The organism is Methylobacterium oxalidis (assembly GCF_007992195.1).
GTDB classification, from domain to species: domain Bacteria; phylum Pseudomonadota; class Alphaproteobacteria; order Rhizobiales; family Beijerinckiaceae; genus Methylobacterium; species Methylobacterium oxalidis.
Window position 1 is genome coordinate 1 of sequence record NZ_BJZU01000141.1, and the last position, 21,698, is coordinate 21,698.

A 21,698-nucleotide genomic window follows, 5' to 3' on the forward strand; every position below is an offset into this window, starting at 1 on the left:
GTAGCTGGGGCCACAGCGGATCGTCAGCTGCCATCCAGCGCGCCTCAGTACCAGTAGGCTCGGCGGTAATAGACCCGAGGATAGCCCCACCGGTACGGACGCCAGTAGGCGCGACGATAGCCGCCGTAATAAGCCGCGTAGGCGTAGTAGCCCCGCCAGCCGTACGATGCAGCCGCCCCGGCGCGTGCCGAAATGAGGGTGGGCAGCCCCACTATGCGCCTACGGGAAGCTTCAACCCACACGCTGCGGCGGCCCGAAAGAGATCGCATTGATGCAGTCGCCTGAGTAACAAAAGTAGACCGGCAGCTTTCGGTCACCTTCGATCGGCAGCTATGCGCCCATTGCTGCCATTCAGCGGACTTCGGCGACATCTCCGAAGCGGTCGTTGCAGAGGCCCGGATCATAGGACTGTACGGCTCGTAGCCGCACGGATCCTGCGGTTTGAGCGGGCGCCCTCGACAGGAGCGAGGGACGATTTGACCTAAAGGGCCGAGAAGGAGAGCCGCTCAGTTCTTCGTGACGAGCGGCTTGGCCTCGGCCACCGGCTTCGGCGGTGCGACCCAGAGCGGGGCCGAGATCGAAAGGTAAGTCGCTGTGCCGGTGAACCGGTTCCGGACGTCAAACTCGCGAAAAAACCGGACATTGGTGGAGACCGGGATCTCGCCCAGCTTGAACGTGTAGCCGACCTGACCGCCGAGCGACGTGACCCGCCCCCTGAACGGGCCGATCCGGTCGCCGGGTCCGCTGTCGCCGGTGAGCTGGTTGTAGTAGTAGCCGACCAAGCCCACTGACAACTCCTTGCTCAGGTACTTTGAAGCCGACCATTCCAGGTGGAACTCGGTGCCGGTGAGGTACTGGGTCGCCGGGTTGATCCAGTTGAAGGTGATGCCCGGCACAACCGAGAGCTCGTATCCCAATTCGGGATCGAGGTATGTGAGTGCGCCGCTGAGATCGAGCGCCGGGCGATTGAGTGCGATGTTGGACAGCTGCCCATTCTGGAAGGAGCCGGACGGCACGACGCCGAGGAGCGTGCCGCTCCAGTGAAAGTTGCCGGCGTGCCAGCCGACGAACGAGGCGAGATAGATGTCGCCAACGTTGAAGATGGCATCGTGCTCTCGCCCGGCGATGATGCGATCGATGCGCGGTGAAGCGAGGACTGCCCCGGCGCTGACGTTGGGCGTGCCGAACGGGATGGTCAGGGAGAAGCCGAGATTACCGCCGAGGATTTCGACTGGGGTTACCCAGATGGGCGTCGCGAAGTTCGCGCTGAAGTCGAGCTTGACGTTTGCGGCGACGACGCCGCCGCCCTGGAAGACACGGTTTCCGCCGAGATTGCCCGAGTAGTAGTAGGTCTCGCTCTCGAAGTAGAAGCCGGGAGGCGGCGTCACGCCGGCGAGCGGGCCGCGAGTGCCCAGCACGTAGATGCCCTGCGCATATTCGGCAGCCTGTGCATCCACCGCGGCTTGTAGCCCCACGGCGCAGAGAACTGTCGTTGCGAGTGTTCGCCAAGCTCGCTCCATGGCCACGCCTCCAGCAACAAGCGGATACGGCCACGCTTTCACGTAAACAGAAGAGTATCAAGGGTTAATGCCGCACGATAACGTACGTTAGTCGCCGTTGTGGCAACAAGGCAACGTCATTTTACTTACGCAGGCGTGCGCGAGGGGACGGCTTGGCAGCCCTCTAGCCTGCGAGGACGTGGTGAACTGCCGTGAAACAGTGGCGGGCGCGGTAGCGGGCCGACGCGTCTCGGATGGGCCCACACGATTGGCGCCTCTTCGCTCGGAGACACCTTTGATCGGGCTCGTTGGCCTCCGTAAGGTACTGAACCAGTGAAATCACTTGCGTGCCGGCACCAGTAGATGCCAGGACAAATCTCAATACTGGAAGCGGCCGTACCGCCTCGGTTGCCCACCCCCTGGATCGGCAAACGCCCTCCTGCTTGCATCCATTGCGCGGAGGAAGCCCTCTGCACGGATGCAGAGGCTCTCACTGGGTGCAACGAACCCGCACGGTCGCGGGACGCGGTGGCTTCGACCTTCCCAGATGCGCACAGGCTGGTTCATTCCGCTCGGGCAAGCCCCGTCAGGCCGGTCGAGAAGACCGCTTCGGGCTGAGCCGTCGTGGGGATTTCGGACTTCCCAGACACAAAAAAGCGCCCCGGGATTTCTCCCGAGGCGCCGTTTGACGAAGCGGCCAGTTGATCGGATGCATGGGTGCTCGGCCAAACTGAGGTGTCGCTGCCGCGATTAGTACGTGCCGAACTTATAGTTCACGCCAGCCCGCACCACCGCGAACTCGATCGGGTTGTTGCGCGCGATGACGCCCGGCGCCAGGACGGCAGTCGTACCCGTCGCGGTGTTAAACGCGAACACACCGTTGTTGCGGTTGTTGCGCTCTAGGTTCACGTACAGACCTTCCACCCGGAACGTCACGGCGGAAGCACGGAAGAAGTTCAGGAAGCTGTCGGCCGACAGCGCGTACTCGACGCCACCGCCGGCGGTCCAGCCGGTGCGGAAGTCATCGTTGCCGCGGAAGCCGCCGAAGCGGGTCTCATCGCTGCCCGAGCCGTAGGCGAAGCCGCCGGTGCCGTAGATCAGCGTGCGATCCCAGGCATAGCCGAGGCGGCCGCGGACCGTGCCGAAGAAGTCGAGGCTGGCCAAGCCGATCGGGTTGACAAACGCGATGTTGGGAGCCGGTGCGAAGCCGGGGGTGAGCAGGAAGCGGTTGCGGTTGCGGCCGAAGTCGACGTACTGCGCGTCAGCCTCGATGCCGACCACCGCGCCTGACCCCGGCGTGAACTGGTAGTTGTAGCCGATCTGACCGCCGCCCGAGAAGCCATCGAGGGAGTTGCGGCCGCCGAATACGACCTGCGAGGGGGCAAGCGGCCCGACGACCAGCGGGCTGCCGGCGGGCAGGTTCACAATGAAGGGGCCATTTCTGCGCGAACTGGCGTCGAACGCGTAACCTGCGTTGAAACCGGCGTAGAAACCGGTCCAGGTGAAGACCGGGACCGGCGTGAACACGGGCGGCGGAGCTTCGCGGCGGGGGAGGTCGGCGGCGGCGGCAGCACCCGTCAGGGCTGCCGTGGCCGTGCTGGTGAGAAGCAATTTTCTGATCATGTGGTCCTCGCTTCCTTGTTGGAAGTCCGGCCAACCTTCCGGTGCTCGCACTGGCTGCCTAGTGTCGCAGCGCAACCCGCCGGCTTTGGTAAAACCCGTACGGCCACTTGAGTAAAGGCGCCCCCACTTTCGTGTTGCGAAAGGGTGGCAGGCGACTCGCAAGTCCACACCGCGAAAAACCCTGCGAACCATAGAGCTCGCAGGGCGAGGTTGCTATCAGCAATCCAGAGGACCAGTCGGGAAAGCTTGATGCCGCAGTTTGCAAGCCATGGCCCCAGCCGGCAAGTTTGGCATTTGAGTTACTATTACATGAGCGTTGCGCAAACGAGAATCGTTCGCCTTTCGTGCATCGAGAAGGCGCTAAAATGCTTCAGGCAACTGCAAAGGCAGTCCGGCCGGAGATACAGCTGGGGTCGATCTCCGGCCGGCAACTTAGGTGAGAACGATCGGGAAGGCATGTTGCTCACCCTCGAACTGGGTGATGTTGAAATCAGGCGGAGACGTGGCGGTAGGAGGACCGGTCTGAAACCGGACGTATGCCCCCATTTCACAACTCGAAAGCCCAACTGGATCAGACATACAGTACGCTCTCAAGCCGAAACCGGACCGATGTCCCATTCGGTCAAGCTGCCTCACCCAGACACGGTATGCTGCCGCCCGCTGAGATCCGATGTGGCACCGGCCTGGACGGCGCGCGAGTCGGCGGCTTTGCGGGCGGCTACCGCGGCGGTTATCCTGGAGCCGCAGCGGGCGTCTACCCAGGCGGCTTCGGGGCCTACCGCGGCGCGGCAGTCGGCGGCTATCGCGGGGTCTACGGCGGGGTCGGCCGCTATGGCTATGGGCGAGGCCACGGCTACAGGCGCGGCTGGTACCCAGGCTACGATTACGGTCTGGCCGGGCTGGGGCTCGGAGTTCGGGGTGGGCGGATCTCCTACGCCGGCGGAGGCGACTTCACGATCTCGGGCCGTGTCCAGCCGAGCGGCGCGGTTCGGGGCAGCATGATGCGTGGCCTCGATCGCGCCGACGTGGTCGGTCGTCTCCGGGGCGACTACGGGACGGGGGCTTGGGCCAGCTCTGGCACATGGCGCTGCGGGGGCTACTGGAATGGCGAGCGACGGTGATGGTGCGAACCAGGCCCGCATTCTGGTTCATCGCCGAGTTTGGCAGAACCGATAGGACCGCGGGCATGGCCACGCGCCTTCCCTTGGCAGATTCAAACGAGCCACCCAACGGCATGATTTCTGCCATGGCCGACGCGAAAACCAAACATTACTGACGTGAAGGACTTGCCTGCTTCAGCGAAATTCAGAAATGCTCTCTCTTGGGACAGCCCGAAAGATTGCGCAGGACGTTTTACGATCGTGGCCTGATTGAATTCTCCTCGATTATGAAAGGGTGTCCGCATGCTCGCGAGGGGTGCGCGGTACTTCATGACGTTGTTTTACGTGCCTGCGCTTTGCGTCCCCGCGCAAGCTGCGCCCTACTTTGTGTGGTATCTACCGTCGCCGACGCCCTTCTATCCTTTACTGGTGATAAATCCCGATAATAAGCCGTATTACAGATGCACCCTGCAGCTGTTCCGGACCTACACCAAGAGGGACGGATCGCAGGGCTTCGATACGAGAAACTACTATTTCGCTGCCCCACCTAACTCACCAGTGTCTCCAGGATTTTGGAACTCGCAGGAAAACGGCGGAAACACCATAACCTCTTCGAACGTGTACTGCTCATCGTGAGCATTCCTGCCGGCCATAAACAGTCGTCCTCCTGATGCTTACCGGCGGCATCATTGTGAACGTCCAGCAACCCTGAATTGGCTTCTGAGACGCCAAACCAGCGAACAGCAGAGTGTTCTTGGCGAGACACTTCGTACGCGAGGTCTATTGGATTGATTTGTAAATCTTGGATTTTTCTCAAATCACCGATTGGCTTGCAGTGAATATCGAATATTATAGTAAAACGATTCGTTTTGCCGAAATTCACCTCATTGTTTTCGCCTGACTCACGACCGCAAGAGCCGATCGTCTTTCTGTTATCCGGTTATAGCCTCAGTTCAACGCCTTTCATCGAGTTTCCGCCGCGCCGGAACACAGGGGCCTTCTCGGCCGAGCTCAGGGGTCCAACATCCGGCACCGAAAGACTCGTCCAAACCACAGGAGGAGGCAGACATGAGGCGAGTTCGAAGCCCAATCGACATCAACCGACGCACGTTGCTGTCGACCCTAGCCCTGCTGCCGGCCCTGCCGGGAACCACCGTCGCCGTTACCGCACAGACAACAGCACCGGGCGACGTGCTGCCGTCTTGGCGCGAAGGTCCGGCGAAGCAGGCGATCTTCGATTTCGTGCGCGCCACGACCGAACGGGCGAGCCCGACCTACGTGGCTCCGGACGAACGGATCGCCGTGTTCGACCAGGACGGCACCCTCTGGGTCGAGCAGCCGATGTACACGCAGGTCGTCTACTGCCTGGAGCGCGTCCCGGCCGTGGTCGAGATAAAGCCGGAGCTGCGGAACGTTGAGCCGTTCAAGACGGTGCTGTCCGGCAACCGCGAGGCTATGGCACAACTGCCCTTGCGGGATCTCGAGACGATCCTCGCCGCCACTCTTACAGGTATGACGGTGGAGGAATTCCAGTCCGAGGTGTCGAGATGGCTCGAGACCGCCAGGCATCCACGCTGGAACCGCCCCTATACCGAGCTGACCTTTCAGCCGATGCAGGAGGTCCTGCGCTACCTACAAAGCAATGCCTTCAAGACCTACATCGTCACCGGCGGCGGACAGGACTTCGTGCGCGTCTATGCAGCGAAAACCTATGGCGTCCCCCCCGAACAGGTGGTGGGAACCGCGGGCACAACGAAGTTCGGCTACGGCCGGGATGGCAAGCCGCTCCTGACCAAGGAGCCGAAGCTGCTGCTCAACGACGACAAGGCCGGCAAGGTCGAAGGTATTCACCTCATGATTGGCCGACGTCCCATCGCAGCCTTCGGCAACTCCGTTGGTGACCGTGAGATGCTGGAATACACGCGCGCCGGCCAGGGTGACCTCTTAGCAATGCTGGTGCTCCACGACGATGCCTCGCGCGAATATGCCTACGGTCCGGCGGCCGGCCTGCCCGACAGCAAGATTGGCACCTTCACCCCGGCGCTCTACGACGAGGCGCGAGAGCAGGGCTGGACGGTGATCAGCATGAAGAACGACTGGGACCGCGTCTTTGCCTTTGAGGCATGAGGCGGAAAACAGCCTGCTGGATTTCGGCCACCTCCGATCATGGTACCTGACCCGGTCCGATGCCTCACATCGGCCGGGAGCTTCCATAACGCCCAGCCATCGAACGCCCGCTTCGGGAGTGTCGTCCGAAGCGAATGGATGACCGAAATGGGCGCTGAGCAGAAGATCTGGTTGCCGGCCGCGGGCTGCCTTCCGCTCGTGACACAAAGTGGAAGAGAGGCTCACGCCGCTGACGAGAGGGCGCGAAAGGCCGAACATCAAGGCTTCCTCAGCAAACCCCGCCACAGTCTTCCGAGGACGCCGGGCTTCGCGTTCTTGGTCCCTCGCAGCGGATCGGCGGTGGGTTCCTCGTCCAAGCGTCGGCCTCCGGCACGCCTGTAGCTTGAGGCTGCGCGCTCCGCAGGGTTGGAGGGACGTCGGTCCACCTTGCTCGCCGGTTGCTTGAGGTGATGCTTGTCACGGGCCGGATCGAAGTAGGGCTGCGCCCAGGCCGCGACCTCGCGCTCCTCCACAAAGGCACGCAGTTCCTCCGCGCGCAGGCGCCAGCGGCGCTCCTGCGTCTCGGGGTTCCAAACTCGCCCGTGCGCCGACATAGACAGCACAGCGCCAACTTCGATGCTGAAGGTCCGCGAGGCACCGGGCTTGAGAACTGACAGGACGGTGAAGCCGTCCGAGCGCCGCTCCATGACGCCCTGATAGGCGACCTCGCGGATGGTCACGATGCGCCCGGCTTCGCCGCGGCCGAGCGTGCGATAGGTCACCGCATCGAGAATGATGTGGGGGCCTGTGTAGGTCACGGCTGCTGCCCTGTGTGAGATTGCAGGTCCATCTCGGACCCGAAGACGTTGGCTCGGGAGAAGCTACCTCATCCGGGCTGTCTCTGCGGAGCCACCGCCATGCCTCACCCACTCATCGATCTCGCCTCGGATGTGCGGGCGGCCCTCGACGCCCGCGCCCCCGTCGTGGCGCTCGAATCCACGATCATCACCCACGGCATGCCCTATCCGCAGAACGTCGAGACGGCGCGCGATGTGGAGGCCGTGGTGCGCGAGAACGGGGCAACGCCAGCCACCGTCGCGGTCATCGGCGGCCGCATCCGCGTGGGTCTGCCCGATGAGGTTCTGGACTGGCTCGGCATAGCAACGGATGTGCTGAAGCTGAGCCGGGCCGATCTGCCCTACGCCGTTGCCGCCAAGCGGCACGGCTCCACCACGGTCGCCGCGACCATGATCTGCGCGCACCTGGCCGGTATCCGCGTGTTCGCCACGGGCGGCATCGGCGGCGTCCATCGCGGTGTAGAGGCGACGCTCGATATCTCGGCAGACCTCGATGAACTCGCGCGCACGCCCGTGGCGGTCGTCTGCGCCGGCGCCAAGGCGATCCTCGATCTACCCCGCACCCTGGAGTACCTGGAGACGCGCGGCGTTCCGGTGGTGGGCTACGGCACCGATCGCTTCCCTGCCTTCTGGAGCCGCGACAGCGGACTGACATCACCGCTGCGGCTCGACACGCCGGAGGCGGTGGCCGAGCTGGTCAGGACTAAGGAAGCGCTGGGCTTGGGCGGCGGCGTCCTCATTGCGAACCCAGTGCCGCAGGCCGACGAGATCCCCGCCGCGGAGATCGCCGGGCTGATCGAGGCGGCCCTGGCGCAGGCTGATGCGGCCGGGGTCTCAGGCAAGGCCGTGACGCCCTTCCTGCTCGCCCGCATCCTGGCGGTGACAGGCGGCCGCAGCCTCGCCACCAACATCGCCCTCGTGAAGAACAACGCGGAGCTTGCCGCCCGCCTCGCTGTGGCACTGCAGATCACATCGACCAACTCTCCTCCGGATCACGCGGCGGCATGACCTGCTGAACCGCAGGCATCCCTCATCTCCAGAGGCGGGCGCAGTGTTCGACGAGCTCGTAGCGGCACAGGCCGATGTCCTCGAGCAAGCGGTCGTCGAGTGCGGCGAGCTCCTGATAGGCTCTGCGCCGTTGGCGCCGGAGGCGAGCGGCGCGGATGATTGAGGCCAGCATGGTGTGATCTCCGGACCCAGGGGCCGCAGAGATGCATGAAGCGTAAGGACTCTTCCGTGAGGCTGGTCATACTGGCGCTCGCGGGCGCCGTGAACAACGCCCGCCAAATCCTGCGGAGCGCTGTCGGAGGTGGGGGCTCCTGGTTCTGGCGCGCTTGGCCCCCCTCCACCGGGCGAAGCGATCCGCCGCCGGGTGCTCTGACCGAGAACATCTCCGGAGAAGCAGAGGCTCTCCGAAAACGGCTTGGGTTGTCGTTACCCGTGGCGTTACCCGCATCGAAGTTTGGGCGCACCCGATGCTCGAAATCTAACGCTAAATCATTGAAGTGAGTGGTGAGCGCGCTGGGACTCGAACCCAGGACCTACAGATTAAAAGGAAGTAGGGCTGCAGCTTTCAGGCCCTAGCAGCATCAGATGCTTAGGTATGGCATCGTTTAAGTTCAACGACTTACGGTTGCCAATCGTAGACACGTCCAGCCATCTGTGCTCATCTGTTGCTCTTCTGTGTGCGGACACAGTGCGGACACCAGTGCCATGGCAGCTCGGATCACGGAAACGCTGGTCAAGTCCCTCCCCTCCCCTGAGCGCGGCAACCGCATCACCTACGACACCGAGTTGAAGGGCTTCGGCGTCCGCATAACTGCGGCGGGAGCCAAGTCCTTCATCCTCAACTACCGCATCGCGGGCCGTGAGCGGCGCTACACGATCGGGAGCTATCCAGAGTGGTCCGCCACGGCTGCCCGCAAGGAGGCTGAGGGGCTCAAGCGGCAGATCGATCGGGGCGAAGACCCGATGGCCAAGCGCTCCGAGGAGCGCGAAACCGCGACGATCGCTGAGCTATGTGCCCTCTACGAGGAGCGGCACCTGCCGAAGAAGCGGCCCAATTCACAGCGGGATGACCGCGTCTTCATCCGCAACGTCATCCTCCCGCGCTGGGGCCGCGAGAAAGTCACGGCCATCCGCCACACGGACATAGAGGCCCTGCACCGTGAGGTGTCGGCTCGTGCCCCCTACCGCGCCAACCGCCTGGTTGCCCTGCTCTCGAAAATGTTCTCGCTCGCCGTGAAATGGGAGCTGACCAAGGAGAACCCGGTCACTGGCATCGAGCGGAACCCAGAGCGGATGCGAACCCGCTACCTGTCCGCGGACGAGCTTCAGAGGCTGCAGGAGGCGCTCGATCTCTACCCCAACCAGCAGGTCGCCAACGCCATTCGGCTCCTGCTGCTGACGGGATCTCGCCGCATGGAGGTGCTGTCAGCCACGTGGGACCAGTTCAACCTAAAGGCCGGCATCTGGATCAAGCCCGCCGCCTCCGTGAAACAGGCCCGCGAACACCGTGTGCCGCTCTCCGCCGCGGCTCTGGAGCTCCTCACGAACATGAAGGGCTCAAGCCAGGGCAGATGGCTGTTCCCGGGCAAGGTTGCCGGGAAGCCGCTCGGAGACATCAAGAAGGCATGGGCGAGCATCTGCCGGCAGGCGGGGCTCGAAGACATCCGTCTTCATGACCTCCGGCACAGCTTCGCGTCCTATCTTGCGTCGGCTGGACACTCGCTTCCGGTCATTGGGGCCTTGCTAGGGCACACGCAAGCGCAAACTACTCACCGCTACGCTCATCTACTCGACGAAGCCTTGCGCGGCGCCACTGACCAAGTTGGAATGCTTTGGGAGCGGCGCGGAGCCAGTTAGCACATTAAATCGTGTGTTCTTGCAGCTGGCGGCAAGCTTTGCCATTGCAATTAATTGCAGCAACCTTGATTACAGTTCGGTCGATTGCATGAACTCTAAGTAAAATATGCGATTTCTGCTTGACGCAAGCGTTGATTGGTGTATTTCTGCGGTCATGTCCCGACAAGGAGGTTGGGTCTCGGTGGTGTTTCGCCATCGAACCGGCCTCCTGCGCTCACGGTTCGATGGTGTCCTGTAGACGGGCGCTGGAGCGAGCCGTGATGACGATAGACCACCTGAATAGAAATTCTTCGTTCAACTCGGACCTCTTGACGCGAGTGGCCGCTGCCAAGCTGCTAGATGTGTCTCCACGGACACTCGACCGCTGGCATCTTGAGCGGACTGGGCCTCCCCGCATCACGATCGGGCGGAAAGTTCGATACCGACTAGCGAGTATCAACCGCTGGCTAGCCACACGGGAGACGGTCCCGCAGCTCTCCCAGCGTCATGCCTAAATCTCGGCTACACCAGCAAGGAGGACGCTCAATGTCTAGAAGGAAAAATGAGGTGCCCGTTGATAAGGGCACAGCTTATAGTGTGAGAACATCATCCGAAGTAATGCGGGGGGTAGAAGGCGTGATCAGGGACTATCTGGCGCACCAGAATGGGTGGACTAGATGCAGGCGCGAAAAGGATGAGGTCAACAGGGGACTTCAAGTGAGGGATGGCTTTTTCCTTCGAGAGGAAGATCTAGAAAACACTATAATACATTATTTTAACGATAGGAGAGGGCTAGATAAGCTGGGTGACGCATTAGAGATACGAATAAGTTTTGGCAGGATACTGCCTTACAGCGCATAGGCGGCGCTAGAAACTCGCATCTCTAGGGGGCAGAGTACGTCGCCGGCCTGGGGGCTGGCCAATGCGAGAAGCCGCTGGGTCGGTGACACTCTTGCATGCGCAATTAATTGCACAGGTTTAGCACATGTCACGTGGACCACGTACTCCGCGAACGCTGCTTCGCGCCCTCAATCTAGAGGTCATGCTCGCTTCGGCGGAGGTCAATACGGCGGAGCAGGGTCTCATCACCATTCAGCAGTTTGCTGTCATGACGGGTCTGTCTGTTCGCCAAGTCCGGCGCTTGAACGCGGCTGGGCAAGCTCCTGGACGCGTCAAGCATGGCCGCAAGTTGAAGTACCGTCGCAGCGAAGCTGAAGCTTGGCTGGCTCGCCGAAAGGTATGTGCTCTCACCTTCCGTTTCGCTGAATAGCAACTCGCGCTCAAACCGCTGACCTATTCCCGACCTCCCGCTCGAGAGGACATCTCATGCTGGTCGCCAAGATTAACGGCGTCACGTTCAAGCACGCCCTCCCGCAGAATGTCGCGAAGAAGATGTGCCAAGAGATTGAGACGGCGCGCGTCCTCACCAACACGGCGAGGGTGCTTCTGACCGACAACGTCGCGGCGGGGGACAAGATCGGGGAGAAGACAGCCCGCAAGCTTCTCCTCAGCCGGCGGGAGAGCTGGCTGACCTCACTGATCGCGGCCAATGCCCGTCTGCCACTCCAGAGACGGGCCACCCTCGACCGCTGCCTGAAGCTTGCAGCTGGGCCGGTGCCGTGGGGTCAGAGTCGGGAGAAGGTCAGCGTCAGAGCGCGGCTTAAGCCGTCGGGCGGGGTCAGAGCGATCTACAACTTCGGTCTGGAACACCGGGCCCGGCAACACAGCATCAACGGCGTGATGGGGGGCTACCACCATCCCCGGCCGTTCCAGCTCCAGGGACATTACAAGGCCATCACCCGCACCAGGGCCCTGCTGACGTCGGGCTTCACCTACGTGGCTTCCCTCGACGTCACGAACTTTTTCGGCAGCTTCGAATTCGAGAAGCTTGCCCCCGAGCTACCACTTCCCGTGGAGGTGGTGAAGCACGCCGTCGTAGGACGGCAATTGAGGATCGTATTGGACCGGTCGACGGAGACAAAGCACTCCTATCACCTCCCCGCTTTGCACCAGCAGGATCTGGTGAGTTTCCATAGAACGTTCGTGAACATGGGGTTATGCAGCATGGGCACAAAGGCAGATGAGACACTTAAGGTCCTGTCGGATGCTTTGCGGGAGGAGTGCAAGAAAATCAGCGCTGCTCATAAAGCAAATATCTATCTGAGTGGTACCTCCATGGGCATACGCACAGAAAGATCGGGTAAAAAGATCGTTTCTGCCGATCAGGAAGATCAGTGGGAATACACCATTGAGAGGCCGCGATCTAGCAAGAGTAAGAGGCGTTATATGATAAAGCTCACAATAAAACTTTCTAATTTTACGGGCTGATCCGAATTTACTGCCTGGCTCTGTGCGTATCGTGCTTGCCGGGCTCTGCAAGCCTGCAATTAATTTCTTGGAAGTGTGACATGTCACGTGGACCGTGTCGTCCGCGAACGCTGCTTCGCGTCCTCGATCAAGAGATGGCTCTCGCCTCAGCTCAGGCCAACACGGCCATGCTGGGTTTCATCACCATCAAGCAGTTCGCTGCGATGGCGAACCTCTCTGTGCGGCAAGTCTGGCGCCTGAACGCGGCGGGGCGAACTCCGCAGCGCGTCAAGCACGGCCACTGGATGAAGTATCGTCGGTCCGAGGCTGAGGCTTCGCTTGCTCAGCGTCAGGCGCGCAGCCGGACACCCTGAGCTTGGTTGGCCGCCTTCCTGCGACGGTCGGACTGGTCGGCACATCCCCCGCTACCCCTGCCCTCTTCATTTCTGCCAATGGTGACCGAACCGATGACGAAGCCATCCGCTACTCACCCCTCACCTTCTCCTCACGCGCGGCGGTATGATCTCTGCGGTGATCACATGGCCGCCATCGTCCTGGACCGGCTAACCTGGTGGTGGGTGAAGGGGAAGCCGCTCGTCAAGCACGGGATAGAGCGGCGCGCCAAGCCACGCTCCCAACTTGCCCAGGAGTGCCGGATGTCGGACTGGCAGCTTCGCAGCGCTCTTCAGTGTCTGAAGGCCGAAGGCTTGGTCGAGACTTCCCAGCACAAGTGGGGTGGGCGAATGGCCTACATGCACTACCGGCTTCTACCCAAAGCCATGGTGCTGCTTCCCGGGTCCGACAAGGATCCCGGGTTGGTGGAATCCCACACACCCCTAGATCATATGGTTGGTATCTCTTCTAAGAACCCTTACGTATCTTCTAACGAAGATACTACAGGGCCCTTAGATTGCGCGTCAGATTTCTCAGAAGGGTTTTCGGGTGAGGTTCAAAAAGGCGATAAGAAGCCTGTCCCGAAGAACATGAAGATTTCCCCCCATAGCCCCCCATCCTCGGGGCAGACCGGTGGTAAGACAGCAAGTGCTGCGTCCGCGGGGAAAGGGGAGACCGGCAAGAAGCCCACGAAGCTCACGAACCCCCTATGGGAAACTTGGCGGATCGCGGTGGCACAGGCCTACCCGAAGGACGCTTGTGTTGGCCCGACCCAGAAGGAGTTGGGGCAGCTCAAGCAGCTGAGAAACAAGCTGCCGCCTGGGACCACGGAACAGACGATCACGAAGGTCGTAGCGGCATGGCTGGATTTCATCGATAAGGCGCGTAGCGACGCAGGCGCGTTCGCTGTCCCGCAGAAGCCCGACATCGGGTTCGTCCTCAAGTTCGCGGGTGTGGCGGCGAACTTCAAAGCACCGGCGCCGAAAGCATGCGGAGGGCCAGCCCTCGCCGCAATAAAGCAGACCGCACTCCTTCCCCCCAAGAAGCCGGAGCCCAAGCCTGAGCCGATAGCGACCCTTGAGGAGATCATGGCAGATCTCTAGGGGAGCCGAGGCTCGGAAGCTCCGGAGAGGATTTACGAAGGTGGGTTGATGGATGCTCGCTGCAATCGATTTCTAGGGCTCAGGAGCGGCAAGAGCGGCTTCTTAGTGTCGGAGTAGCTAGAGCGTGACGGCACGGCTGTATGGCCTTCCTAGCGAAACGCAGAAGCTCCGCCCTTGGAGAGGCGGCGGACGCGAAAATCGAGACCGAAATCTGACCCGCGCTGCGCTCTGCACTCGTGTTGCTCCGCGTCGAAGCTGAGAACTTCGGAGCGACCATACGTGCAGCTGTGCAATTAATTGCACCGCCAGTGCGCGCCTCCGCAGCGATTTCCCGAGGATCTCGTGAGCACCTACACTCCGCTCCCGGAGCCACTCAATGTCGCTGCTTCTTCGTCGGCTTGATCCCACCAGTCGGAATGTCTGGCTGATAGTCTGGCGTGCCAGCCTGCTCGAAGGCCAAGAGCCCCGGCGCGCCGATCACAGGAATGCTCTGACCAGAGTTGGCCTCCTGCAGACCCGCGGTGGACGTAGACAGCTGCAGGAAGGATGGGAACGCAGCCACCGGAGCGGCTTGCTCCGCTTGCCTTGGCGCTTCTGTCGGTCCGCTGGAGCTGGTTGTCATCGATGGCGAGGTGGTGACCGCGATCAGGCTGTCTGACTGATTGGATGAGCGCGTGAATACCAGCGCTCCGACGACGGCACACAGAGCTGTGGTGATCAGCAGCAATCGCTTCATGCCTTACCCTCCCCTTCGGCTCGTGCGGGGAGAAATGCGGCTCGTGCCGGATGGTTCGGCACAATCCCAGGGCAGGGTTTGAACCGACTGAATGGAGCCAGCTGTCGGCCTGCCCCGGCCACAGAGGACCAGCGGTACCGGCTCGCTTCAGCTGGTCAGAGAGACGCTACCAGGCTAGCCGATCAGCCGCGCGACCGATGCAGGCCGAAGGAAGTCGAGGTCCACCAGGGCGAGAGCGGCACGGATCGCACGCAGGGTCCGGTTCTCCGAGCAGACCTCCAGGGCCTCCGCCTCAAGCTCTGCCATCCTCAGGAAGACAGCTTCTCGATCAGGTTCGCCCCGCTGAAGCCGCTCGTCCTCCCGTAGATCAACCAAGCGCTGCAGGATGGGACAAGGGGCCGAGGTGCACATCGCGCGAGATGCCCTGCGTTAGCGAGCGTACGAGCATCCTAGCCAGGTCCGCGGGGCACCCGAAACCTACCCTGCTGTACTAATACTTTGCGACTGGCACTCTAGGCCAAGGTTGGCGGCACAGTGGTTCCTCTGGACTGGAGCAACTGGCCCGCATCCTACATCGCGGCCGCTAGTATCCAGTATGATGTCCTTCAGCTGTCCGGAGCTGTCCCGCCCACAGCGTAGCTTGGCTGTCCATCGCGGATGAACACAGTGTCCAAGGACAGGTTTCAGGACAGCGAGAACGGTGGCCGTGACGCCCTGCAGCGAGCGCGTGATCGCTGGCAGGTTCTGGAGGCAACACAGCAGCTTAGAGGGAAGGATAACAGGCCGCATCCTGCCCGAAGATCCGCACGTCCCGGGACAGCCACCGGGGCTCATGCGCCCGGCACCAGCACGCAGGTCCGCCAAGCAGGCGCGACATCGAGGTGCAGTCCGGATCGAGGGTGCTCAGGCTGCCTTGGGGTTGATGGCCTCCTCGGCGAGATCCGAGAGCACGCCGTCCGTGTTCTCCTCCTCCATCAGGGTCTGCTTCAGAAGCCCTTCCGCCTCGCTCTGCCCCAGCTGCTTCGCCCAGGCGATCAGCGTGCCGTAGCGGGTAATTTCGTAGTGCTCCACCGCCTGCGCCGCCGCGATGAGGCCAGCGTCGCCTGCATCACTGCCGCCGAACTCGTCCATCACCTCCTGGCCCTCGGCGATGATGCCTTGGATCGCCTGGCAGGTGACACCCTCGGGCTTCTCCCCGAGGCTCTTGAACACCTGCTCGAGGCGCTTCACCTGCTCCTCGGTCTCCTTCTGGTGCACGCCGAACGCGACCTTCAGCTCACTGGAGCGGGCCGCCTCCATCATCTTGGGCAGGGCTTTCAGGATGGCGTTCTCGGCGAAGTAGGTGTCCTTCAGCTGGTGCAGGAAGAGAGCCTTGAGGTCCTTGCCGGCCATCGTGAGCATCCTCTGAACAGGGCGTAGCACCTGCTCGGCCAACTAGCCTTCCGGGCCTTCGTTCCAGAGCCCTAAGCCAGGCTGCTGCTCCTGCTGCCGTGGCGCCATGATGGTGCAAACGTCACCTCGGGCCATACTCGGCCGTGACGTGACGCGGATCCACCATCAGAGCTCCTCGGCTTCACTGAGCTCTGGATCACCTCCTGATGCGCGGGCTGCTAAGAGCTGCAGCTGCTTCGACGCGCGGTCGCGCCAAGCCTGCTCTAGGATGCGCCTGAGGCTGGCCTCCGCCACGAAGGCAAGATGGACCCGAAGCAACGGACATCCGCCCGTCTGGCCCGCCATGGAAAACGTTCTGGGTTCGGCCTCGCTCAGCATCTCGCCCTCGTCAGCCCCGATGGGGACCAGCAGCGAGACACCATCCTCATCGAGCCAAGCCAGGCGCCGTCGGCCTATCCGGAACACCGGTCCGGTCGGGCTCACCCTCTCCTCCACGCCCGGCAGAGCGAGGGCGGCGCGACGCGCAACCTCGAACCAGATGGAGGGTTTCCTTGCCCGGTACGGCGGGCTGCTCCGCGATGCCATGGCCGGCCTCAACAGCTGGACGAGAGACAACGCGCGTGCAGCGCCAGCGAGGATCTCTGCGTGAGTGCGTGGCTCGACGAGATGCACCGGCAGGCCGGGCAGATGCTCGAGGCGTTCGGCTTCGGTCCGCAGGAGGCGGCGTGGCGTCTCGCAGCGGACTGGCCCGCCGCTCGCCTGCGGGCCTACCAGGATCCGGACCAGGGCACCGGGCCTGTTCTGCTGATTGTCCCGGCACCGTTCAAGCGCGCCTACATCTGGGACCTGCTCGCACAGGTCAGCGTCGTCCGGCGCTGCCGGGCGCGAGGCCTGCGCGTCTATCTCCTCGACTGGCGGATCCCCGGCGAGCAGGACAACGGCTGGAGCCTTGCTGACTACGCCGACCACCTGCCAACCGCTGCTCTCGCGGTAATCGAGGCTGAGACAGGCGTCTCCCGGGCGCTGATCGCCGGCCACTCGCTGGGTGGCACCTTCGCGGCGGTCTTTGCCGCGCTTCATCCGGAGCAGGTCGCCGGCCTCATCCTGGTGGACGCTCCGCTCGCCTTCGGCGCGGACGGCGGGCCTCTGGCGCAGGCTGTGCGGCTGATCCCGCACGCGGGCGCCATCCGGGCGATCGCCGGCAGCCCGGTGCCCGGGTCTGTGATCAACGCGCTGAGCCTCGGGGCTGCGCCGCACGCCTTTCAGCTGCAGCCACCTCTGGATCACGCCGCGAGCCTGTCCGACCCGCTCGCCCTGGCTGTTCACACCCATGTGGCACGTTGGGCCCTCGACGAGTTCCCACTGCCGGGTCAGCTCTTCGAGGATGTCCTCGAGCAGCTCTACCGCGAGGACCGTTTTCGCCTGGGTACGCTCGAGGTCGGCGGCCGGCGCACCGGGCTGACCGCTCTACGTGCGCCCGTCATGGCGGTGATCAACCCTGCGGGGCAGGTCGTGCCGCCGGCCTCGCTGTTGCGCGGTCTCGATGCAGCCCCGGACGCGCCTGCCGAGGTGCTCACCTACGAGGGTGATCGCGGTCCACTGCTGCAGCATCTCGGGCCGTTGGTCGCGCCGATTGCGCATGAGCACCTCTGGCCGAGGATCCTCGCTTGGGCGAGCGCGCCGCTTGAAGGCACCCCTTGATCTGCGAGCCGGACCGAACCCGCCCGGCAGATGACATGCTTCTCATTACCCTCGTGTCTGCACGGGCCCTGCCGCCCCTCGGCCGGTGGCTCTCAGACCGGAGAGCTGATCTTACCTCCGATAACACTTTCTTATCGCGACCTACCCTTAGGCCGGGGATGTCACCTTTCCGTGCAATCCATTGCACGTACGAGCGAGCGGGTAACTCGTGGCGTGGCAGTTCAAACAGGAGGCCGCCGAGGTTGGAAGCTCAGCATCAGAGGCGCGTCGCAAGCAGAAGCTGGTGCTTTCCCCGAAAGCCGACGTTCCGCTTTGCGCCCATCTCGGCCAATCGGTGGCCCTCAGCGACATCTCCGAAGCGGACACCGGCTCAAGGCTGAACTTAGATCCGAGTTGCGTTACCTCCTAACCTCCGACTCCACCTCGATCTGGCGCAACGTCAGCACCACCTGCTCGGCACTCGGCCTTGCCCTCTCCTCATCTCCAGCTCCTTCCATCCTGGCTGATCCTCGCAATCAGCCCGGTCCAAAACTAGCTGGTCAGGTCAGACGCGGCACAGAAGCGTTCAACAAGAGGGCTCCGGTGATAGCGGTGTGTCCGACAACGCCGGTACGCCGCGGGTCTGGGCGGTAGGCGACCTACGACCTGGACCCGTCGCGTGTCCGCGACTGCTGCATGCTTCCCACGTCCGGTCGATGCTGCTCGACTGGCGACATCCGAGATAGAGCTGTCAGCCTCAGTCCAGGGCGATGTAGACGAGCAGCGACGCCATGCTGAGCCATGTGCAGGCCGCGAGGGTCCGCTTGGACGGGCTGTGACGTCGCACCATGTCATGAACCAGCCACGCGAGCAGCAGCAGCAGCGCGGCGGCCGCGATCCCGCCGCGTTCGAGCGTCAGCCCGCTCGCGGTCAGGAATGCCGTCACCCCGACCGTGGTAGTGACCTGATCCCAGGTGGTCACGCTCCGCCTGTCAGCGAACATCTCCACGAAGCGAACGCAGCCGAGCACCGCAGCGACCGTGAGCAGCGCGGTGGCAACGATGTCCTTCATGGTTCTCCGGCGAAGGGCCCGAGCCTGATTGCCTCGCTGCTAGGCAGCGTGCCTCAGCACGTTGCAATTTCGGCCGCGGCTCGTAAACGGAGGCTTGGTATACCAGTGCCCCGCGCCGGCCATCGGAGCATCTGCCCGTTGAACGGGCACCTCGGACGGCGGTTCGGGCAAGCGAGGGACGCGCGAAGATGTCCGACTCCGTCAGCCCGAAACAACAGAGCGGAAAGTCAGCCGGGTTTCGCCTGTTCAGGCCGATCCTGGCGGGCGCGACCCTGCGCGAGCGCCTCATCGCCTGCCTGGGTGCGCTCGCCGGCATCACGCTCACCGGCCTGATCTGCGGCTTGGTCTTCGGCCAGGGACCCGACATCCCGCTGATCGTTGCGCCGATGGGCGCCTCGGCCGTTCTGTTGTTCGCCGTGCCGGCGAGTCCCCTGGCCCAGCCCTGGCCCATCATCGGCGGCAACACGATCTCGGCCTTCGTGGGCGTGCTGGCCGCCCGCTTCATCCCGGACCCTGTGGTGGCGATCGGCGTCGGCGTCTCGCTAGCCATCGCCGCGATGTCGTTCACCCGGTGCCTTCATCCGCCCGGTGGTGCGGCCGCCTTGACGGCGCTGATCGGAGGCCCAGCCGTCACGTCCGCCGGCTTCCTGTTCCCGCTGTTCCCTGTCTGCGTGAACTCGGTCATCCTGGTCGCCCTCGGCATCACCTTCCACAAGATCGCGCGACGCAACTACCCGCATGTCCCGGTCGCAGCGCCGGTCAACACCCATGGCACCGCTGATCTGCCCCCGCCGCTCCGCGTCGGCTTCAAGCCGGAGGACGTCGATGCCGCCCTGGTCGCGTTGCACGAGACGCTGGACATCGATCGGGCCGACCTGGACCGCCTCCTGCAGCAGGTCGAACACCACGCGCTCGTGCGCTCGCAGGGCGACCTCACCTGCGGCGAGATCATGTCGCGCGATGTGGTCACCATCGGGCTGGACGGCAGCGCTGAGCGGGCGCGAGAGCTCCTGATCGCGCACAACATCCGGACGCTGCCCGTGGTGGACAGGGCCGGTCGGCTAGCGGGCACGCTCGGTCTCCGCGAGCTGACGCTGCATGGCGAGGTGGGCATCGCGCAGGTGATGTCGGAGGCGCAAACGGCCGGACCGCATGAACCGGTGGTCGCGCTGGCGTCCTCGCTGACCGACGGCCGCACCCATGCCGTGATCGTCGTGGACGAGGAGCGGCGCATCCTGGGGATCATCACCCAGACTGACCTCCTCGCGACCGTCACGCGCCTGCTCTCGGCCAAGGCTTTCGCGCTTTCCGAGCCTGGCCCCGCATAGGCAATCGCCCCGGCCCGATCTTATCAGCCGATCCGAAGGGTCGGCCCTTCGGCATAACCGCTGGATGTAGAAGGCTCGCGCGGCAGATCACCCTGGGCGTTGGCCCGGATGTTGCCAGAGCTCTCGCTTTCCTGGCAGCGTCACGTCCGCAGGAGCGAGCCGATGCAAGATGGACCTCTTCTTCACCTGCTGCACGCGGCCTTGATGGCGTCGAGCATGATGCTGACGTGGCAGGTCTACCTTCTTCGCAAGCCGAAATCGGAATAGGCCGGCTTCCTCTGGAGAACCCGTCAATGCGGGCTTCCGGACGTGAGAGGGCTAGTCCGTACAAACGTGGCAACCCTTCGAATGCCGATGGCTGCATATGTTGATGCTGGCATCAACCGAAGCAGGCCAAGCCGGTTGAGGCCGCCGGACTTCAGCCCATCTGTGCGCTCGGTGCGGACGTGGTGGCCTCCATGCGGCGTCTGCTTCCGCTTCGAAGCGGACATATTCGACACACGGACCTTGAGTTCACTCAAAGTCAATCTGAGGCGTTCAGCTAAACCGCGCCAGATGTCCGCTCACCCACAGTTCGAAATCATCAAGCAGGCGGACCGCCACCGGCCAAGGTTAGCTGTTCATCACTGCGCCCGATGTTGTTGCTCAGCCGATCCTGATCGCGTCTCCGAAGTAGAAATTTAGGTGGAGCGCTACGGGGTTGAGGCTCGCTCGGTGATGATGAGGTCCATCCGCATGTCGTGCGGCTGCGGATGGATGGTGTCCAGGCGCGACAGTTCAAAGCCGACGCCGATCGTCTGTGGCTTCGATGGCATCGCCGCGATCGTCCGGTCATAAAAGCCCCCGCCGTAGCCCAGCCGGAACCCGGAGACGTCAAAGCCGACGAGCGGCGCGAGCAGGATATCAGGGAGTAGCGGCTCGCCCTCAGCTGGGATCGGGATGTTCCAGACGCCCCGGGACATCGCCACACCCGGCCACCATTCACGAAACTGGAGTGGCTGCGCTTTTGCCACCACCACGGGAAGCGCGAGGCGCACCCCGCGCGTGCGCAGAGCCGGTGAGGAGCGTGCGTGCATCGTACTCCCCTCTGAATGGCCAGTAGAAGCCGACGAGCTGACCCGAGGCCGAGGAGAGTGCCTCCGCCAGTGCCTTGTCGATCCGTCCGCTCCAGTCCGCGCGCTCCGCGGACCCGATCTGAAGCCGGCGCTCGATCAGTTGCGCGCGTGTCTCCTTCCGCCACTGCCGGATCGCTGGCCAATCGAGGCTGCCGGCAGGTAGCGGAGAGTCCCCTGCCCGCTCGGATCCTTCAGGCATGCCGACGAAACTCGGATCGAGTTCGTGCATGAAACAGGGCGGCGAACTGTAGGTGCCGAACGCCGCTGGATCCTCGACAGGCTGGTAAGGATCGTTCTCAGGTTTCCTCGTCTGAGTGCCCATGACGCCACTCCGCCCGACCAAGGCCATCTACCGGCAGCGACAATCCAGGCGTCGCCCAGGTTGGGCTGCCGGGCCCGCCCACGCCTCCGCGCTCGACCACCACCGGAGAACCGCGCTCGTCCCAGCAGAGCGTGCCGCAACATCCCACGTCACCGCTCCAAGGTCCGTCAGCTGCCCCACCTGCTCAAGGACAGCCTGCTCGTCAGGTCGAGGTAGATTTA

20 protein-coding genes and 1 pseudogene are annotated in these 21,698 nt (G+C 63.2%); 11 read left to right on the forward strand and 10 right to left on the reverse strand.

The features are described from left to right. Window positions 1-506 precede the first annotated feature (506 nt). Both MOX02_RS25810 and MOX02_RS25815 read right to left on the reverse strand, forming a co-directional pair. Window positions 507-1,520 (reverse strand): SphA family protein, encoded by a 1,014-nt coding sequence (locus MOX02_RS25810; RefSeq protein WP_147028684.1) that lies wholly within the window; start codon window positions 1,518-1,520, stop codon window positions 507-509. A 729-nt stretch (window positions 1,521-2,249) separates the two neighbouring features. Next, a complete protein-coding gene (locus MOX02_RS25815) occupies window positions 2,250-3,122 on the reverse strand; it encodes an outer membrane protein (RefSeq protein WP_147028685.1) in 873 nt (290 codons plus the stop codon). Window positions 3,123-4,185: 1,063 nt separating this feature from the next. On the opposite strand from MOX02_RS25815, the gene MOX02_RS31565 reads away from it, so the two are divergent. Next, on the forward strand, window positions 4,186-4,398 hold the full coding sequence (locus tag MOX02_RS31565) for a hypothetical protein (RefSeq protein WP_170267993.1): 213 nt from the start codon (window positions 4,186-4,188) through the stop codon (window positions 4,396-4,398). An 892-nt stretch (window positions 4,399-5,290) separates the two neighbouring features. After that, complete coding sequence (locus tag MOX02_RS25825; RefSeq protein WP_147028686.1) at window positions 5,291-6,349, forward strand: HAD family hydrolase; 1,059 nt, start codon at window positions 5,291-5,293, stop codon at window positions 6,347-6,349. A 257-nt stretch (window positions 6,350-6,606) separates the two neighbouring features. Here the strand turns inward: MOX02_RS25825 and MOX02_RS25830 are convergent, their stop codons facing one another. Continuing rightward, a complete protein-coding gene (locus tag MOX02_RS25830) occupies window positions 6,607-7,146 on the reverse strand; it encodes a hypothetical protein (RefSeq protein ID WP_147028687.1) in 540 nt (179 codons plus the stop codon). A 99-nt stretch (window positions 7,147-7,245) separates the two neighbouring features. Between MOX02_RS25830 and MOX02_RS25835 the strand changes: the two genes are divergently transcribed. Next, a complete protein-coding gene (locus tag MOX02_RS25835; RefSeq protein WP_147028700.1) occupies window positions 7,246-8,193 on the forward strand; it encodes a pseudouridine-5'-phosphate glycosidase in 948 nt (315 codons plus the stop codon). Window positions 8,194-8,215: 22 nt separating this feature from the next. Here the strand turns inward: MOX02_RS25835 and MOX02_RS25840 are convergent, their stop codons facing one another. After that, the gene (locus MOX02_RS25840) at window positions 8,216-8,365 is read right to left on the reverse strand and encodes a YjiS-like domain-containing protein (protein WP_147028688.1); all 150 of its coding nucleotides are present in this window, start codon (window positions 8,363-8,365) and stop codon (window positions 8,216-8,218) included. A gap of 533 nt (window positions 8,366-8,898) precedes the next feature. Between MOX02_RS25840 and MOX02_RS25845 the strand changes: the two genes are divergently transcribed. The 6 genes from MOX02_RS25845 (at window position 8,899) to MOX02_RS25870 (ending at window position 13,832) form a co-directional block, all read left to right on the forward strand. Continuing rightward, window positions 8,899-10,050 carry a tyrosine-type recombinase/integrase gene (locus MOX02_RS25845; protein WP_147028689.1) on the forward strand — a complete coding sequence of 384 codons (1,152 nt, stop codon included), beginning with the start codon at window positions 8,899-8,901 and terminating at the stop codon, window positions 10,048-10,050. 260 nt (window positions 10,051-10,310) lie between these two features. Beyond that, entirely contained in the window at window positions 10,311-10,544 is a 234-nt protein-coding gene (locus MOX02_RS33005) for a helix-turn-helix transcriptional regulator (protein ID WP_147028690.1), read from the forward strand. 527 nt (window positions 10,545-11,071) lie between these two features. Continuing rightward, window positions 11,072-11,299, forward strand: a complete 228-nt coding sequence (locus MOX02_RS33010) for a helix-turn-helix transcriptional regulator (protein ID WP_170267994.1) — start codon at window positions 11,072-11,074, stop codon at window positions 11,297-11,299. Between the two features lie 56 nt (window positions 11,300-11,355). Beyond that, complete coding sequence (locus MOX02_RS25860; RefSeq protein ID WP_147028692.1) at window positions 11,356-12,357, forward strand: hypothetical protein; 1,002 nt, start codon at window positions 11,356-11,358, stop codon at window positions 12,355-12,357. A 134-nt stretch (window positions 12,358-12,491) separates the two neighbouring features. Then, window positions 12,492-12,710: a hypothetical protein gene (locus MOX02_RS25865; RefSeq protein WP_147028693.1), complete on the forward strand. Its 219-nt coding sequence runs from the start codon at window positions 12,492-12,494 to the stop codon at window positions 12,708-12,710. 165 nt (window positions 12,711-12,875) lie between these two features. Next, window positions 12,876-13,832 carry a hypothetical protein gene (locus MOX02_RS25870; RefSeq protein ID WP_147028694.1) on the forward strand — a complete coding sequence of 319 codons (957 nt, stop codon included), beginning with the start codon at window positions 12,876-12,878 and terminating at the stop codon, window positions 13,830-13,832. 373 nt (window positions 13,833-14,205) lie between these two features. Here MOX02_RS25870 and MOX02_RS25875 read toward each other — a convergent pair whose 3' ends face one another. The 4 genes from MOX02_RS25875 to MOX02_RS25885 form a co-directional block, all read right to left on the reverse strand. Next, the gene (locus MOX02_RS25875) at window positions 14,206-14,568 is read right to left on the reverse strand and encodes a hypothetical protein (RefSeq protein WP_147028695.1); all 363 of its coding nucleotides are present in this window, start codon (window positions 14,566-14,568) and stop codon (window positions 14,206-14,208) included. A gap of 174 nt (window positions 14,569-14,742) precedes the next feature. Further along, a complete protein-coding gene (locus MOX02_RS32750; RefSeq protein ID WP_280525356.1) occupies window positions 14,743-14,874 on the reverse strand; it encodes a hypothetical protein in 132 nt (43 codons plus the stop codon). A gap of 597 nt (window positions 14,875-15,471) precedes the next feature. Next, window positions 15,472-15,960 carry a YciE/YciF ferroxidase family protein gene (locus MOX02_RS25880; protein ID WP_147028696.1) on the reverse strand — a complete coding sequence of 163 codons (489 nt, stop codon included), beginning with the start codon at window positions 15,958-15,960 and terminating at the stop codon, window positions 15,472-15,474. 165 nt (window positions 15,961-16,125) lie between these two features. Continuing rightward, the gene (locus tag MOX02_RS25885) at window positions 16,126-16,443 is read right to left on the reverse strand and encodes a hypothetical protein (protein ID WP_147028697.1); all 318 of its coding nucleotides are present in this window, start codon (window positions 16,441-16,443) and stop codon (window positions 16,126-16,128) included. Between the two features lie 162 nt (window positions 16,444-16,605). On the opposite strand from MOX02_RS25885, the gene MOX02_RS25890 reads away from it, so the two are divergent. Continuing rightward, window positions 16,606-17,661: an alpha/beta fold hydrolase gene (locus tag MOX02_RS25890; protein WP_147028698.1), complete on the forward strand. Its 1,056-nt coding sequence runs from the start codon at window positions 16,606-16,608 to the stop codon at window positions 17,659-17,661. Window positions 17,662-18,397: 736 nt separating this feature from the next. On the opposite strand, the gene MOX02_RS25895 is transcribed toward MOX02_RS25890, so the two are convergent. Further along, a complete protein-coding gene (locus MOX02_RS25895) occupies window positions 18,398-18,712 on the reverse strand; it encodes a hypothetical protein (RefSeq protein ID WP_147028699.1) in 315 nt (104 codons plus the stop codon). Between the two features lie 188 nt (window positions 18,713-18,900). Here MOX02_RS25895 and MOX02_RS25900 point away from each other — a divergent pair, with 188 nt between their 5' ends. Then, the gene (locus tag MOX02_RS25900; protein WP_170267995.1) at window positions 18,901-20,040 is read left to right on the forward strand and encodes an HPP family protein; all 1,140 of its coding nucleotides are present in this window, start codon (window positions 18,901-18,903) and stop codon (window positions 20,038-20,040) included. Between the two features lie 692 nt (window positions 20,041-20,732). Here the strand turns inward: MOX02_RS25900 and MOX02_RS33015 are convergent. Beyond that, a pseudogene (locus tag MOX02_RS33015) lies at window positions 20,733-21,354 on the reverse strand (5-formyltetrahydrofolate cyclo-ligase). Window positions 21,355-21,698: the final 344 nt, after the last annotated feature.